Below are 15,181 nucleotides of genomic sequence, written 5' to 3' on the forward strand. Positions count from 1 at the left end.
GGGGTTTGTTATTACTGTTCGTGACGCTTAAAGACTAACTCACCGTTTTCTGAAGCCTCTTCATCGAAGAAGTACCCTTCGCTATTAAACGCGGTCAGCTGTTCCGGTTGTGTCAGGCGATTTTCAATGATGTAACGGGTCATCAGCCCACGGGCTTTTTTGGCGTAGAAGCTAATAACTTTAAACTTGCCGTTCTTCTCATCAAGGAAGACCGGTTTGATGATCCCGGCATTCAGTAGTTTTGGCTTCACAGATTTATAGTATTCGTCAGAGGCCAGGTTAATGACGACGTTATCGCCTTGCTCTTTAAGCGCGTCATTCAGCGTCTGGGTAATGGTCTCGCCCCAGAAATGGTAAAGATCTTTGCCTTTCGCATTCTCCAGACGAATACCCATCTCCAGACGGTAGGGCTGCATCAGATCCAACGGGCGCAGCACGCCATACAGACCCGAGAGCATGCGCAGGTGCTTCTGTGCAAAATCGAAGTCAGCTTCGCTAAATGTTTCCGCCTGCAGACCGGTGTAAACGTCACCTTTAAAGGCGAGAATCGCCTGGCGGGCGTTAGCCGGTGTGAAATCGGGATGCCAGTCGTGGAAGCGGGTAGCATTTAAATCCGCCAGTTTATCGCTGATACTCATCAGCTTCGCGATTTGCGGGGCACTGAGTTTGCGCGCTTCGCGAATCAGTTGTTGTGAGTAATCCAACAGCTCAGGCTGGGTATAGCGCTCGGTGGCAAGCGGGCTCTGGTAATCGAGCGTTTTGGCAGGTGAAATCAGAATCAGCATATCCAGTCCTTGCGGGAAATTTGGTGCGATTTTATCAAATAAACCGTTACGGTTGATCAATAGCTGTTATTGACGCGGCAAATCATCCCAGGCACCGGGGGCGATTTGCGCCTCGATGTCCGGGTAGCGGGCTGCATCAAAGACGGGCTGGATGCCAAGCTTCCGCTGGCGCAGATAATCCCGGGCGATGAGCAGCACCACCGGCGAGAGCAGGAGGATAGCGGTCAGGTTGGTAATCGCCATCAGCGCCATGATCACGTCAGCCAGCTGCCAGACCAGCGGCAGGCTCAGTAACGATCCCATCACCACCATGGCGACTACACTGCCGCGCAGCAGCCAGCGCGATTTGCCGGCCGTGGGGTGGAGAAAGATTAAGTTATTCTCCGCATAGATATAATTCACCACGATGGAGCTAAAGGCGAAGAGGATGACAATCAGCGCCACGAAACCGGCGCCCCAGCCGCCGGCGAGGTTCATGAGCGCCTGCTGTACCAACTGGATGCCAGCCACGTTCTGCTCATCATCAACAGGCCCGGCCAACAACACAATCATTGCGCTGGCGGTACAGATAACCAGGGTATCCACAACAACGCCAATCATCTGCACGATCCCTTGCGCAGCCGGATGCGGTGGCCAGGAGGCGGCAGCCGCAGCGGCATTGGGGGTAGATCCCATCCCGGCCTCGTTTGAAAACATGCCGCGCTGGAAACCCGCAGCCAGCGCCTGGCTCAGGGTATAGCCCATTACTCCGGCGCCCGCTTCGCGCCAGCCGAAGGCGCTGTTCATGATAAGCGTGAAGATATCGGGTAGTTGCGCAATATTGAGCGCGCTCACCACCAGGCTGGCCGCCACCCACAGCAGCGCCATGACCGGCACCATCCACTGCATGATGCGGCCAACCCCTTTAATACCGGTGACAATCACCAGCAACGTCGCCATTGCCATCACGCTGCCGGTGAGAATTTCCGGGCAATCAAAGGCAAAACGCAGGGCGTGAGAGACCGAGTTAGCTTGAACGGTGTTAAAAATTAGCCCATAGGCGATGAGAAGCAAGATGGAGAACAGCACGCCCATCCAGCGCATGCCCAGGCCGCGTGCCATATACCAGGCCGGGCCGCCGCGAAACTGTCCCTGCTTGTCCGGCTCTTTATACAACTGAGCCAGCGAGCATTCGGCAAAGGCGGTGGCCATCCCGAAGAGCGCGGTGACCCACATCCAGAAAACGGCGCCAGGGCCACCGATGCTGATGGCCAGCGCCACGCCGGTAAGATTACCGCTGCCGACGCGCGCCGCCAGGCTCGTACAGAGCGCCTGAAATGAGGTTAATCCCCCCGGCTGCGGGGAAAGGCTGTTTTTCAGACTTTTTCCGAGGTAGCGAAAGGCGCGAAATTGAATAAAACCGCATCGAAAGGTGAACCAGATACCTGCCGCAGAAAGCAGGTAGATCATCACCGAACCCCAGAGAATTTCATTAATAAAGGATAAGAAATCAGGCATTAACGTCCCTCTTGTTGATGCCGAAGTGCATAGATAAGGGCTATGACTGATTGAACAACCAGGCCATTGGCGAGCAGATAATCTCTTGAGTTTATCATACTCTCCGTAAGCGCATTGTCTGCGGTTGCGCTGTCATTCCGTCGTGTTATCATCAGGGCAGACCGGTTACATCCCCCTAACAAGTAAACCTGTCATTTTTCCGTTTCTGGCATCCTGCCGGTTACGTGAATTATCCAGGGCAAGTAAAGAGAAACACTATCATGACGGATAAATTGACCTCCCTTCGTCAGTTCACCACTGTCGTAGCTGACACCGGAGATATCGCGGCAATGAAGTTGTATCAGCCGCAGGATGCCACCACCAACCCTTCTCTGATCCTTAACGCCGCCCAGATCCCTGAATACCGCAAGCTGATCGACGACGCTGTAACCTGGGCGAAAGCACAGAGCAACGACCGTGCGCAGCAGGTTGTGGATGCCACTGATAAACTGGCTGTTAACATCGGTCTGGAAATCCTGAAACTGGTTCCAGGTCGTATCTCTACTGAAGTTGATGCCCGCCTGTCCTACGACACCGAAGCGTCAATTACCAAAGCAAAACGTCTAATCAAACTGTACAACGATGCGGGTATCAGCAATGACCGTATCCTGATCAAACTGGCTTCTACCTGGCAGGGTATCCGTGCTGCCGAGCAGCTGGAAAAAGACGGTATCAACTGTAACCTGACTCTGCTGTTCTCCTTCGCGCAGGCGCGTGCATGTGCGGAAGCGGGCGTGTACCTGATCTCTCCGTTCGTGGGCCGTATTCTGGACTGGTACAAAGCCAACACCGACAAGAAAGAGTATGCCGCTGCTGAAGATCCGGGCGTGGTTTCTGTTTCTGAGATCTACGAATACTACAAACAGCACGGTTACGAGACCGTCGTTATGGGCGCAAGCTTCCGTAACGTTGGTGAGATTATCGAACTGGCTGGCTGTGACCGCCTGACCATCGCCCCTGCGCTGCTGAAAGAGCTGGCAGAGAGCGAAGGTGCCATTGAGCGTAAACTCTCTTACACCGGCGAAGTGAAAGCGCGTCCAGAGCGCATTACCGAGTCTGAGTTCCTGTGGCAGCACAACCAGGATCCAATGGCTGTAGACAAGCTGGCGGATGGTATCCGTAAGTTTGCTATCGACCAGGAAAAACTGGAAAAAATGATCGGCGATCTGCTGTAATCACTCTGCGTGACCGGGCTCCCGGTCACGCGTCTTCTTTTGTCTCCTGTCTGAATTCCTCCTCTGCGTGTATCATTCACTTCAATTAGTATTGTTTGAATGGAATGAATATGAATACCTTACGCATCGGCTTAGTCTCGATTTCTGACCGCGCCTCCAGCGGTGTTTATCAGGATAAAGGCCTGCCTGCGCTAGAAGCGTGGCTGGGCAGCGCACTGACAACCCCATTTGAAATAGAGACCCGGCTGATCCCCGACGAACAGGCCATCATCGAACAGACACTGTGCGAGCTGGTGGATGAGATGAGCTGCCACCTGGTATTAACCACCGGCGGCACCGGCCCTGCACGGCGCGACGTGACACCGGATGCCACCCTCGCCATCGCCGATCGCGAAATGCCGGGCTTCGGCGAGCAGATGAGACAAATTAGCCTGCACTTTGTGCCGACGGCTATTCTCTCTCGACAGGTTGGAGTGATTCGTAAGCAAGCACTGATCCTTAACCTTCCAGGCCAGCCAAAGTCGATTAAAGAGACGCTGGAAGGGGTAAAAGAGGAAGATGGAAAAGTGGTCGTCGCCGGTATTTTTGCAAGTGTACCGTATTGTATACAGCTGCTGGACGGTCCTTACGTCGAAACCGATCCGCAGGTGATAGCAGCTTTTCGTCCTAAAAGCGCGCGACGCGAAACAATCTCCTGAAATTAGTGCTTTTGTGACATAAGCTGCAGCGCTGATAGCGTGCGGTTGGTTTTTCGGTATAGTAATTTTTACTTTACGATCGCTGTAAAAATAAATCAACAACACAGATAAACAGGTTCGCTATGTCACATTACACCCGGCCTCTGAATCGTCAGGATTATAAAACGCTTACGCTCGCTGCTTTAGGTGGCGCGCTGGAGTTTTACGACTTCATTATCTTCGTCTTTTTTGCGGCCGTGGTAGGAGAGCTCTTCTTCCCGGCTGATATCCCGGAATGGCTGCGTCAGGTTCAGACCTTCGGCATTTTTGCTGCAGGCTATCTGGCGCGTCCGTTGGGCGGCATTATTATGGCGCATTTTGGCGATCTGGTGGGGCGTAAGAAGATGTTTACGCTCAGTATTCTGTTGATGGCAGTACCGACGCTGGCGATCGGTCTGCTGCCAACCTATGCCTCAATGGGTATCGTTGCTCCGCTGTTGCTGCTGCTGATGCGCCTGCTGCAGGGTGCGGCCATCGGTGGCGAAGTCCCCGGCGCCTGGGTGTTTGTGGCGGAACATGTTCCGGCACGCCGCATTGGTATCGCCTGCGGAACCTTAACCGCCGGGTTAACCATAGGGATCCTGCTCGGCTCAGTGGTCGCTACCCTTATCAATACCAGCATGACGCAACAGGCTGTGCATGACTGGGGTTGGCGTATCCCGTTCCTGCTGGGCGGCGCATTTGGCCTGGTGGCGATGTATCTTCGCCGCTGGCTGCAAGAAACCCCCATCTTCCTGGAGATGCAGCAGCGTAAAGCGCTGGCGCAAGAGTTGCCGGTGAAGGCGGTAGTGGTACGTCATAAGCGAGCCGTCGTGGTCTCCATGCTGCTGACCTGGCTGCTCTCCGCCGGTATCGTGGTCGTGATCCTGATGTCGCCCCTCTGGCTGCAAAAACAGTATGGCTTCGCGCCGGCGGTAACCCTGCAGGCCAACAGCATCGCCACGATTATGCTCTGCTTTGGTTGCCTGATTGCCGGCCTGGTGGTGGATCGTTTTGGCTCCAGCGTGACCTTTATTATCGGAAGCCTTTTGCTGGCCGGCTCCAGTTGGACTTTCTATCATCTGGCGGGAGCTCATCCTGAACAGCTGTTCCTGTTGTATGGCACGGTGGGGCTTTGCGTGGGTGTCGTGGGGGCTGTGCCCTACGTGATGGTTCGCGCCTTCCCGCCAGAGGTACGTTTCACCGGCATCTCATTCTCTTATAACGTCTCGTACGCCATCTTCGGTGGCTTAACCCCCATCGCCGTTACGCTGCTAATGGGGGTATCGCCGATGGCACCCGCCTGGTACGTGCTGGCGCTCTCATTGATGGGATTGGGAATTGGTCTCTGGTTACGCGGTGAGCGCCATCAGTTGATGGCGCCTGCGCCGGTTAATGAGGGGTATAGCTCAAAATAATGTTGTCATCCGGAATCTGAGTGAAGCGCGTGATAAGCAGATGATAATCCGCCAGCGGATCCACGTCGGCAAACAGCGTTGGGTAGAAAATTTTACTCAACGCTTCGATGGCAATGATGTTGTAGGGGTTGTTGTAGAAATGATGATACAGCGCCCCGGTATGGCCTTTCTCTACCGCCGGGATACTGCTAACCCCCTGTCGCGCCAGTAACGCCGTGAAGGACGATTGCACCGCATTCGCCTGTACGTTGTAGCCAAACGGAATGATGGCGGTGCCTTTGCCCGGGCGTTTGGAGCCGGTCATCAGGTAATAGTCAGGGTTCATTGAAATGATCTTTTCTACCGAGACTGTCCCCGTCGCGCCCGGCAGCAGGGCAGAACCGATATTTTCCCCACCCGCAGCCTCTACCAGGCCGCCCCAGCCGTTTCGCGCATGGGTAAAGCAGCAGCCGTTGTCGAGCCCCGCAACACCAGCTATGGGCTCAATAAATACCAGCGGTTTTTTCCCGGCTTTGGCCAGGCGTTGATGGATCTGGTCCAGGCGCTGTTGATAGAAGTCGACATAAGCCTGCGCCCGTTCGGGCTGGCCCAGCACCTTGCCTAACAGAGAAATGCTGGGTCGAGTGTTTTCAACGGGATGTAACTCGTAATCCACAAACACCACGGGCACATGCAGGGCCTCAAGCTGTGTTAAGACTCCGCTCTGGGTCAGAGCGGGTTTAGCCCGCAGTTGAGCAATCATCAGATCCGGCTTACGCGATATGACAGTTTCCAGATCCACATTGCCCTGGTCGGAGAATTTCATGTCGAGGATGCGCTCAGCCTCCGGCCATTTGCGCTTCAAAACGTTCCAGGTTTCGGTGTCCTGTTTTTTAGGCAGATTGTTCCAGGCCACAACTTTGGCGAAGGGGTCTTTAGGTTCCAGCATTGCCAGGGTGAGGATATCCCGACCATCCTGCAATATGATGCGCTGCGGCTCCTGGGGAATGGTCACCGTGCGGTTATCAATATCTTTTACGGTAACGGGCCAGGTTTGTGCCAGCGCCAGTAATGGCGAGAGCAGCAGCGCTACGCCAAGAAGTGCTTTCTTTATTGCCATGATTTCCTCTGTCTGCAGATTCTAGTTATATCGTTAAACCATCCACTACCACGTGTGGCAGCCCTTGCGAACAATATTCCACCCGGCCTTCTACGCCATATACCGTCGCCAGATTGGCGGGCGTAACGACCTCGTCGGGCCTGCCGCTGGCTATGAGCGCGCCGTTTTTTAACATCGTGGCGTACTCGGCGTGGCGCAGCGCGATGTTGATGTCATGGATAACCACCAGGGTGACGATATTTCGCAGGCGCGTTTCCCGTGCGACGATATCCATGACGTGGAACTGATAATTGAGATCGAGAGCGCTTAAGGGTTCATCCAGCAGCAGCAGATCGGGCTGGCGGATAAGCGACTGCGCCAGACCAATCAGCTGTTTCTGTCCGCCGGAGAGTTGGTCGAGGAAGCTCATGGCCAGGTGAGCAACCCCCAGCTTGTCGAGGATCGCAAAGGCCTCTTGCTCGGCATTACCCTGCTGCTGATATCCGCTGGCGCGGCGCGCCACCATCACCGACTCCAGCGCGTGCAAATGCACTCCTGCAGGCAGCGACTGGGGCAGATAAACGACTTTTTGCGCGCGCTCAGCGCCCGACAAGTGCATCAGGTTTTCGCCGTTGAGTTCAATGCTGCCTTCGGCCGGATTAAGATCGGCCAGTGCGCGCAACAGCGTGGATTTGCCTGAGCCATTGGGCCCCAGCAGGGCAGTGATTTTGCCACGCGGCAGAAGTGGGGTAGTGAGCCCCTCGATAATGTTCTTTTTACGGTAGCCCGTATGAAGATCGCGAATCAGCAGGCCGTCCATCACAGCGTACCCCGGTGGCGAATGATAATGCTCAGGAAGAAGGGTACGCCGACCAGCGAGGTGACAATGCCCACAGGAATGATGACGCCAGGGACGATATTTTTAGACATCACCGACGCCAGCGACAACACCAGCGCACCAATAAACATGCTGCCCGGCAGATAGAAACGGTGATCCTCGCCAAACATCATGCGTGAAATATGAGGGGCCACCAGGCCGATAAAGCCTACCGGGCCGACGAAGGCCACGGTCAACGCTGAAATGATGCTGATGCGCAGCAAGGTTGTCAGGCGTAGCTGACGAACGTTAATGCCAAAGCTCACGGCGCGATCTTCACCAAGGCGCAGGGCGGTGAGCTTCCAGGCGTTTTTCAATGACATCGGCGCGACGACAAGCAGGACCAGTGTCAGGATGCCGAGCTTATCCCATGAAGCGCGGGCGAGGCTGCCCATGGTCCAGAAAACCAGCCCTTGTAACGTGTCTTCGCTGGCAACAAATTGCAAAATTGAGATCAGCGCATTGAAGGTAAAGACGAGGGCGATGCCGAAGAGCACCACCCCGGAGGTCGCCACGCGCGTCCAACGGCTAATACCATCGAGAATAAAACAGGCCATCAGGGCAAAGACGAAGGCGTTGACTGAGATAAACCATTGATCCGGTACGCCGGGGATGCCAAGACCAAGCACGATTGCCAGCGCGGCGCCAAACGAGGCGGCCGACGAAACGCCCAGCGTAAAGGGGCTGGCAAGGGGGTTATTCAGGATGGTTTGCATCTCTGCGCCCGCCAGTCCCAGCGCCATCCCGACGACGATCGCCATCAGGGCGAAAGGAAGACGGATATCCCAGACGATAACGCGCGTACCTGCATCGGCGGCCTCGGCATGGAATAGCGTATGCCAGAGCGTTGATACCGACATGCCCGAAGGGCCAAGGGTGAAATCAAGCAGCAGCGAGCAGAGTATAAATAGCAGAAGCACGCCCGCGAGTGCGTAGCGGCGTAGTACCACCCGGCGATAGTGGGCGGCAACGGTCGTTTCGTCAGGCTTTACGGCGGCGGCAAGGCTGGAATTCATTGGATAACCTTAAGCAACACAACAAAATCGTCTGTCTCCCACCTTCCTGTTGGTCGTGCTGCCTGATATCCATTATCCGGGAGATACCGGGGGAGGGTATGCAAAGTGATAATGCTTATCAATTCAATGATGGAGTTATTGCTCTTTCATTGATTAATTGTTTGGGTTTTGCTGGAAAAGTAAGCGGGAGAGGAGACGTGCCTGCGAGGGCAGGCACGTTAAGGAGCGGATTAGTGTTTTTCACCAATAGGCAGCACGGTACGACCAAACTGCTCATTCAGCACTTCACCCATTGCCAGGTAGATAGCGCTTGCGCCGCAAACCAGGCCAATCCAGCCCGCGAAATGAACGATGCCTTCGTTATCCACGAGATGGCCGATTGCCAGCAGGGCAAACAGGACGGTCAGGCTCAGGAACACAAACTGCAACGCGCGGTTGCCGGTCAGCGTACCGAAGAACATGAACAGGGTGAAGACGCCCCACAGGCCCAGGTAGACACCCAGGAAGTGGCCGTTCGCCGCTTCTGTCAGACCCATTTTAGGCATCAGCAGAATTGCGACCAGCGTCAGCCAGAACGAACCGTAGGAGGTAAATGCCGTTAAACCGAAGGTATTGCCTTTCTTATATTCCAGCAGGCCCGCGAAGATTTGCGCGATACCGCCGTAAAAAATGCCCATCGCCAGGATAATGCCATCCATCGGGAAGAGCCCGATGTTATGCAGGTTCAGCAGGATGGTGGTCATGCCAAAACCCATCAGGCCCAGCGGAGCCGGATTAGCCAACTTAGTGTTGCCCATAAGTCCTCAAAAAAATCATCATTAATATGGTGAAATGGTGAATCCCGCGTCAATTCTCCCTGACGGGGCGCGGCATCATAATGGGCGCTATCGATGCCGTCTATGATCTGATCAGGGTGAAATTAAAATATTTTTTATCCTTCCCCCTTGATGGATGCCGTGGCGACCCCATCTTGTAGTCAACCGCAGTGAGTGGACCTGAAAAAAAACAGATCTGGGCAGTTGAAAAAGCACCTTCTGCCCTTATTACAGGTACACAACCACATGTTGATCGAATTTTTAGTGGAGACGTTTAGATGGGTAAAATTATTGGTATCGACCTGGGTACTACCAACTCTTGTGTAGCGATTATGGACGGCACTACTGCACGTGTGCTGGAGAACGCCGAGGGCGATCGCACCACGCCTTCTATCATTGCTTATACCCAGGATGGTGAAACTCTGGTTGGTCAGCCGGCTAAACGTCAGGCAGTGACAAACCCGCAAAACACCCTGTTTGCGATCAAACGCCTGATTGGCCGCCGCTTCCAGGACGAAGAAGTGCAGCGTGACGTTTCTATCATGCCGTACAAAATCATTGCTGCCGATAACGGCGACGCATGGCTTGATGTGAAAGGCACCAAAACCGCACCACCGCAGATCTCTGCAGAAGTGCTGAAGAAAATGAAGAAAACGGCGGAAGATTACCTGGGCGAACCGGTAACTGAAGCAGTTATTACCGTTCCTGCATACTTCAACGATGCTCAGCGTCAGGCAACCAAAGATGCTGGCCGTATCGCAGGTCTGGAAGTTAAGCGTATCATCAACGAACCAACCGCGGCTGCACTGGCTTACGGTCTGGATAAAGAAGTTGGCAACCGTACTATCGCGGTTTACGACCTGGGTGGTGGTACCTTCGATATCTCTGTTATCGAAATCGACGAAGTTGATGGCGAAAAAACCTTCGAAGTTCTGGCAACCAACGGTGATACCCACCTGGGTGGTGAAGACTTCGATACCCGTCTGATCAACTACCTCGTTGACGAATTCAAGAAAGATCAGGGCATCGACCTGCGTAACGATCCGCTGGCGATGCAGCGCCTGAAAGAAGCCGCTGAGAAAGCGAAGATTGAACTTTCTTCCGCTCAGCAGACCGACGTGAACCTGCCGTACATCACTGCAGACGCGACCGGTCCTAAACACATGAACATCAAAGTGACCCGTGCGAAACTGGAAAGCCTGGTAGAAGATCTGGTTAACCGTTCTATCGAGCCGCTGAAAGTTGCACTGCAGGACGCTGGCCTGTCCGTGTCTGACATCCAGGACGTTATCCTGGTCGGTGGTCAGACTCGTATGCCAATGGTTCAGAAGAAAGTCGCTGAATTCTTTGGTAAAGAGCCGCGTAAAGACGTTAACCCGGACGAAGCCGTTGCTATCGGTGCTGCCGTTCAGGGTGGTGTATTGACTGGTGAAGTGAAAGACGTACTGCTGCTGGACGTTACCCCGCTCTCTCTGGGTATCGAAACCATGGGCGGCGTGATGACTGCGCTGATCAACAAAAACACTACCATCCCGACCAAGCACAGCCAGGTGTTCTCTACCGCTGAAGACAACCAGTCTGCGGTAACCATCCATGTGCTGCAGGGTGAGCGTAAACGTGCCGGCGATAACAAATCTCTGGGTCAATTTAACCTCGATGGTATCAACCCGGCACCGCGCGGCATGCCGCAGATCGAAGTGACCTTCGATATCGATGCTGATGGTATCCTGCACGTTTCCGCGAAAGACAAAAACAGCGGTAAAGAGCAGAAGATCACCATCAAGGCCTCTTCCGGTCTGAATGAAGAAGAGATCCAGAAAATGGTTCAGGAAGCGGAAGCAAACGCCGAATCCGACCGTAAGTTTGAAGAGCTGGTACAGACCCGTAACCAGGGCGACCATCTGCTGCACAGCACCCGTAAGCAGGTTGAAGAAGCAGGCGAACAGCTGCCAGCTGACGACAAAACTGCAATCGAAGCGGCGCTGACTGCACTGCAAACGTCTCTGAAAGGCGAAGATAAAGCAGATATCGAAGCGAAGATGCAGGAGCTGGCGCAGGTTTCCCAGAAACTGATGGAAATCGCTCAGCAGCAACACGCTCAGCAGCAGGCTGGCGCGGGTGCTGACGCTTCCCAGAACAACGCAAAAGACGACGACGTTGTCGATGCTGAGTTCGAAGAAGTTAAAGACAAAAAATAATCGCCCTGATGCAGGGTAATTAACCGGCACGGGCGAAGAGGTTTCCTCTCCGCCCGTGCTTGCATGTTAAGGGGCTTAAAAAAAACAATGGCAAAGCAAGACTATTACGAGATTTTAGGCGTTCCGAAAAGTGCGGAAGAGCGTGAAATCAAAAAGGCCTACAAGCGCCTGGCCATGAAGTTTCACCCGGACCGTAACCAGGGTGATAAAGAGGCCGAAGCGAAATTTAAAGAGATTAAAGAAGCGTATGAGATCCTGACCGACGCCCAAAAACGTGCTGCCTACGATCAGTATGGCCATGCCGCGTTTGAACAAGGCGGTGGGGGCGGATACGGCGGTGGCTTCGGCGGCGGCGGTGCGGACTTCAGCGATATCTTTGGCGACGTATTTGGCGATATCTTTGGCGGCGGCCGTGGTCGTCAGCGCGCGGCGCGTGGCGCCGATCTGCGCTACAACATGGAGCTGTCTCTTGAGGAAGCCGTTCGCGGTGTGACTAAAGAGATCCGCATTCCGACTCTGGAAGAGTGCGACATCTGCCACGGTAGCGGTGCCAAAGCGGGTACGCAGCCGCAAACCTGTCCGACCTGTCACGGTTCCGGCCAGGTACAGATGCGTCAGGGCTTCTTCGCGGTACAGCAGGCGTGTCCACACTGTCATGGTCGCGGTACGCTGATTAAAGACCCTTGCAACAAGTGTCATGGCCACGGTCGCGTCGAGAAAACCAAAACGCTGTCGGTTAAAATCCCGGCAGGTGTGGATACGGGCGATCGTATCCGTCTGGCTGGCGAAGGCGAAGCGGGCGAGCACGGTGCACCGGCAGGCGATCTGTACGTTCAGGTTCAGGTGAAGCAGCACGCTATCTTTGAGCGTGAGGGCAATAACCTTTACTGCGAAGTGCCGATCAACTTCGCCATGGCTGCGCTGGGTGGTGAAATCGAAGTGCCGACGCTGGATGGGCGCGTGAACCTGAAAGTGCCAGGTGAAACTCAGACCGGCAAGCTGTTCCGTATGCGCGGTAAAGGCGTGAAATCTGTCCGCGGTGGTGCGCAGGGTGACCTGCTGTGCCGCGTGGTGGTAGAGACCCCGGTCGGCCTGAACGATAAACAGAAACAGCTGCTGAAAGAGTTGCAGGAGAGCTTCGGCGGTCCGACGGGTGAAAAGAATAGCCCGCGTTCTAAAAGCTTCTTCGATGGCGTCAAAAAATTCTTTGATGACCTGACTCGCTAATCACTTAGCAGAAGCCTGTCTCTGAAAGCCCGGAAGCGATTCCGGGCTTTTTGTTTTTGCAGGGATTGCTCGGTAAAACTGAATGTATTGGCAATATATATCTGTTTTTACCGATATGTGTGGCTTGGTATTATGGTTTTATCGAGGTATTGTGGTAAGAGAGAACTTAAATGAAATTATTACAGCGTTTCTTTAATAGCGAAGCGTCCAGCGGCATCATTCTGATTATTGCCGCGGCGCTGGCAATGATGCTGGCGAACCTGAATGTCACTCAGAGCATGTATCACGCTTTTCTGGAAACCCCCGTCGAGTTAAAAGTCGGGGTTCTGGAGATCAATAAAAACATGCTGCTGTGGATTAACGACGCGTTGATGGCGGTATTCTTCCTGCTGGTGGGCCTGGAGGTGAAGCGCGAACTGGTACTGGGATCGTTGGCCAGCCGGCAGCGTGCAGCCTTTCCGGTGATTGCCGCCCTTGGCGGTATGGTGGTGCCAGCGCTGATTTACCTGGCGTTTAACTACCAGGATCCTGTTGCGCGTCACGGCTGGGCGATACCGGCTGCGACCGATATTGCGTTTGCCCTTGGGGTGCTGGCACTGCTCGGCAATCGCGTGCCCATGGCGCTTAAAATCTTCCTGATGGCGCTGGCGATCATCGATGATCTGGGCGCGATTATAATCATCGCACTGTTCTACACCAGCGATCTGTCGATGCTCTCTCTGGGCGTCGCGGCGGCCGCGATTGCGGTACTGGCACTTTTGAATATCTGTAACGTGCGCCGGGTGGGCATCTATGTGCTGGTGGGCATGGTCTTATGGACGGCGGTACTGAAATCGGGGGTCCATGCGACCCTGGCCGGGGTCATCGTCGGTTTCTTCGTCCCCCTGAAGCAGCAGGAGGGTAAATCTCCGGCGAAACAGCTCGAGCATGTTTTACACCCGTGGGTCGCCTTTTTGATCCTGCCGCTGTTTGCTTTTGCGAACGCGGGGGTATCGCTGGACGGTGTAACGCTGGCGGGCCTGACCTCCATGTTGCCGCTGGGGATTATCGCCGGGCTGTTTATTGGTAAGCCGCTGGGGATTAGCCTGTTCTGCTGGCTGGCGCTGAAACTGAAGCTGGCATCGCTGCCGCACGGCACCACCGGTCGACAAATTATGGCGGTCGGCGTGCTATGTGGTATCGGTTTTACAATGTCGATTTTCATTTCGACGCTGGCGTTTGGCTCGCATGCCCCGGAGCTTATCGTCTGGGCTAAGCTGGGCATTTTAACAGGCTCGTTGTTGGCCGCGTTTGTGGGCTACACCTTACTGAAGATGAAACTACCGGAGCAGCAGCATCCGGCCTAAAGAGAATCGGGGGAGGGCAAGGGTGCCCTCCCGTCAAAATTAGCAGGGAGAGAAGCACGCATGTCTCATATTAATTACAACCATCTGTACTACTTCTGGCACGTCTATAAAGAGGGCTCGGTGGTAGGGGCTGCTGAGGCGCTCTATCTCACGCCCCAGACGATTACCGGGCAGATCAAAGCGCTTGAAGAACGCCTGCAGGGCAAACTCTTTAAGCGTAAAGGGCGGGGCATTGAACCAAGCGAACTGGGCGAGCTGGTGTTCCGCTACGCCGATAAAATGTTCACCCTGAGCCAGGAGATGCTGGATATCGTTAACTACCGCAAAGAGTCGAATTTGCTCTTCGATGTGGGGGTGGCGGATGCGCTCTCAAAACGGTTGGTGAGCGGCGTGCTCGATGCGGCGGTGGTGGCAGACGAGCAAATTCACTTGCGCTGTTTTGAATCGACACACGAGATGCTGCTGGAGCAACTGAGCCAGCATAAGCTGGATATTATTATCTCCGACTGCCCCATTGATTCCACGCAGCAGGAGGGGCTGTTCTCGGTAAAAATCGGCGAATGCGGTGTCAGTTTCTGGTGCATCAACCCTCCGCCGGAAAAACCCTTCCCCGCCTGTCTTGAAGAGCGTCGCCTGCTGGTGCCAGGCCGCCGTTCTATGTTAGGACGCAAGCTGCTGAACTGGTTTACCTCACAGGGGCTTAACGTTGAGATTCTGGGTGAGTTTGATGATGCCGCACTAATGAAAGCCTTCGGCGAGGCGCACAACGCTATCTTCGTGGCACCGACGCTTTATGCGCACGATCTCTATACCGACGACAGAGTGACCGAAATTGGCAGAGTGGATAATGTGATGGAAGAGTATCACGCCATTTTTGCTGAACGGATGATCCAGCACCCGGCGGTGCAGCGCATCTGTAATCAGAACTACGCGTCGCTGTTTACGCCACCTGTGCGCTAAGGGCATAAAAAAACCCGCGTTAAGCGGGTTCTTT

At 54.5% G+C, this 15,181-nt stretch carries 13 protein-coding genes; 7 read left to right on the forward strand and 6 right to left on the reverse strand.

What is annotated here, in order from left to right:
* Nucleotides 1–11: 11 nt before the first annotated feature.
* Both yaaA and B2Q93_RS20375 read right to left on the reverse strand, forming a co-directional pair.
* Nucleotides 12–785, reverse strand: coding sequence for a peroxide stress protein YaaA (gene yaaA / locus B2Q93_RS20370; RefSeq protein ID WP_046885061.1), 774 nt, complete (start codon nucleotides 783–785; stop codon nucleotides 12–14).
* Between the two features lie 66 nt (nucleotides 786–851).
* Nucleotides 852–2,282, reverse strand: coding sequence for an alanine/glycine:cation symporter family protein (locus tag B2Q93_RS20375; RefSeq protein ID WP_286934303.1), 1,431 nt, complete (start codon nucleotides 2,280–2,282; stop codon nucleotides 852–854).
* A 260-nt stretch (nucleotides 2,283–2,542) separates the two neighbouring features.
* Here B2Q93_RS20375 and tal point away from each other — a divergent pair, with 260 nt between their 5' ends.
* From tal to B2Q93_RS20390, 3 genes are all read left to right on the forward strand, one after another.
* Nucleotides 2,543–3,496, forward strand: coding sequence for a transaldolase (gene tal, locus B2Q93_RS20380; RefSeq protein WP_040077242.1), 954 nt, complete (start codon nucleotides 2,543–2,545; stop codon nucleotides 3,494–3,496).
* Between the two features lie 110 nt (nucleotides 3,497–3,606).
* Nucleotides 3,607–4,194: a molybdopterin adenylyltransferase gene (gene mog / locus B2Q93_RS20385; protein ID WP_040077241.1), complete on the forward strand. Its 588-nt coding sequence runs from the start codon at nucleotides 3,607–3,609 to the stop codon at nucleotides 4,192–4,194.
* A 122-nt stretch (nucleotides 4,195–4,316) separates the two neighbouring features.
* On the forward strand, nucleotides 4,317–5,630 hold the full coding sequence (locus tag B2Q93_RS20390; RefSeq protein ID WP_286934305.1) for an MFS transporter: 1,314 nt from the start codon (nucleotides 4,317–4,319) through the stop codon (nucleotides 5,628–5,630).
* Here B2Q93_RS20390 and B2Q93_RS20395 read toward each other — a convergent pair.
* The 4 genes from B2Q93_RS20395 to satP all read right to left on the reverse strand — a co-directional run bounded on the left by B2Q93_RS20395 (nucleotide 5,605) and on the right by satP (nucleotide 9,398).
* Nucleotides 5,605–6,729 (reverse strand): ABC transporter substrate-binding protein, encoded by a 1,125-nt coding sequence (locus B2Q93_RS20395; protein ID WP_286934307.1) that lies wholly within the window; start codon nucleotides 6,727–6,729, stop codon nucleotides 5,605–5,607. The genes B2Q93_RS20390 and B2Q93_RS20395 overlap by 26 nt on opposite strands.
* A 25-nt stretch (nucleotides 6,730–6,754) precedes the next feature.
* Nucleotides 6,755–7,531, reverse strand: a complete 777-nt coding sequence (locus tag B2Q93_RS20400) for an ABC transporter ATP-binding protein (RefSeq protein WP_414671880.1) — start codon at nucleotides 7,529–7,531, stop codon at nucleotides 6,755–6,757.
* A complete protein-coding gene (locus B2Q93_RS20405; protein ID WP_286934309.1) occupies nucleotides 7,528–8,601 on the reverse strand; it encodes a FecCD family ABC transporter permease in 1,074 nt (357 codons plus the stop codon). Before B2Q93_RS20405 ends, B2Q93_RS20400 begins: the two co-directional genes overlap by 4 nt.
* 230 nt (nucleotides 8,602–8,831) lie before the next feature.
* On the reverse strand, nucleotides 8,832–9,398 hold the full coding sequence (satP, locus tag B2Q93_RS20410) for an acetate uptake transporter (protein WP_046885022.1): 567 nt from the start codon (nucleotides 9,396–9,398) through the stop codon (nucleotides 8,832–8,834).
* A 296-nt stretch (nucleotides 9,399–9,694) separates the two neighbouring features.
* On the opposite strand from satP, the gene dnaK reads away from it, so the two are divergent.
* From dnaK to nhaR, 4 genes are all read left to right on the forward strand, one after another.
* On the forward strand, nucleotides 9,695–11,614 hold the full coding sequence (gene dnaK, locus B2Q93_RS20415; RefSeq protein ID WP_040077235.1) for a molecular chaperone DnaK: 1,920 nt from the start codon (nucleotides 9,695–9,697) through the stop codon (nucleotides 11,612–11,614).
* Nucleotides 11,615–11,701: 87 nt separating this feature from the next.
* Entirely contained in the window at nucleotides 11,702–12,841 is a 1,140-nt protein-coding gene (gene dnaJ / locus B2Q93_RS20420) for a molecular chaperone DnaJ (protein ID WP_046885021.1), read from the forward strand.
* 170 nt (nucleotides 12,842–13,011) lie between these two features.
* Nucleotides 13,012–14,187, forward strand: coding sequence for a Na+/H+ antiporter NhaA (gene nhaA / locus B2Q93_RS20425; protein ID WP_046885020.1), 1,176 nt, complete (start codon nucleotides 13,012–13,014; stop codon nucleotides 14,185–14,187).
* Between the two features lie 60 nt (nucleotides 14,188–14,247).
* The gene (gene nhaR, locus B2Q93_RS20430) at nucleotides 14,248–15,147 is read left to right on the forward strand and encodes a transcriptional activator NhaR (protein ID WP_040077230.1); all 900 of its coding nucleotides are present in this window, start codon (nucleotides 14,248–14,250) and stop codon (nucleotides 15,145–15,147) included.
* Nucleotides 15,148–15,181 lie beyond the last annotated feature (34 nt).

Source organism: Leclercia sp. UBA5958, from assembly GCF_002430365.1.
Classification (GTDB): Bacteria; Pseudomonadota; Gammaproteobacteria; order Enterobacterales; family Enterobacteriaceae; genus Enterobacter; species Enterobacter pneumoniae.

Coding starts and splice junctions, on each gene's coding strand:
- yaaA (WP_046885061.1), bottom strand. CDS start 785: ATGCTGATTCTGATTTCACCTGCCAAAACGCTCGATTACCAGAGCCCG.
- B2Q93_RS20375 (WP_286934303.1), bottom strand. CDS start 2,282: ATGCCTGATTTCTTATCCTTTATTAATGAAATTCTCTGGGGTTCGGTG.
- tal (WP_040077242.1), top strand. CDS start 2,543: ATGACGGATAAATTGACCTCCCTTCGTCAGTTCACCACTGTCGTAGCT.
- mog (WP_040077241.1), top strand. CDS start 3,607: ATGAATACCTTACGCATCGGCTTAGTCTCGATTTCTGACCGCGCCTCC.
- B2Q93_RS20390 (WP_286934305.1), top strand. CDS start 4,317: ATGTCACATTACACCCGGCCTCTGAATCGTCAGGATTATAAAACGCTT.
- B2Q93_RS20395 (WP_286934307.1), bottom strand. CDS start 6,729: ATGGCAATAAAGAAAGCACTTCTTGGCGTAGCGCTGCTGCTCTCGCCA.
- B2Q93_RS20405 (WP_286934309.1), bottom strand. CDS start 8,601: ATGAATTCCAGCCTTGCCGCCGCCGTAAAGCCTGACGAAACGACCGTT.
- satP (WP_046885022.1), bottom strand. CDS start 9,398: ATGGGCAACACTAAGTTGGCTAATCCGGCTCCGCTGGGCCTGATGGGT.
- dnaK (WP_040077235.1), top strand. CDS start 9,695: ATGGGTAAAATTATTGGTATCGACCTGGGTACTACCAACTCTTGTGTA.
- dnaJ (WP_046885021.1), top strand. CDS start 11,702: ATGGCAAAGCAAGACTATTACGAGATTTTAGGCGTTCCGAAAAGTGCG.
- nhaA (WP_046885020.1), top strand. CDS start 13,012: ATGAAATTATTACAGCGTTTCTTTAATAGCGAAGCGTCCAGCGGCATC.
- nhaR (WP_040077230.1), top strand. CDS start 14,248: ATGTCTCATATTAATTACAACCATCTGTACTACTTCTGGCACGTCTAT.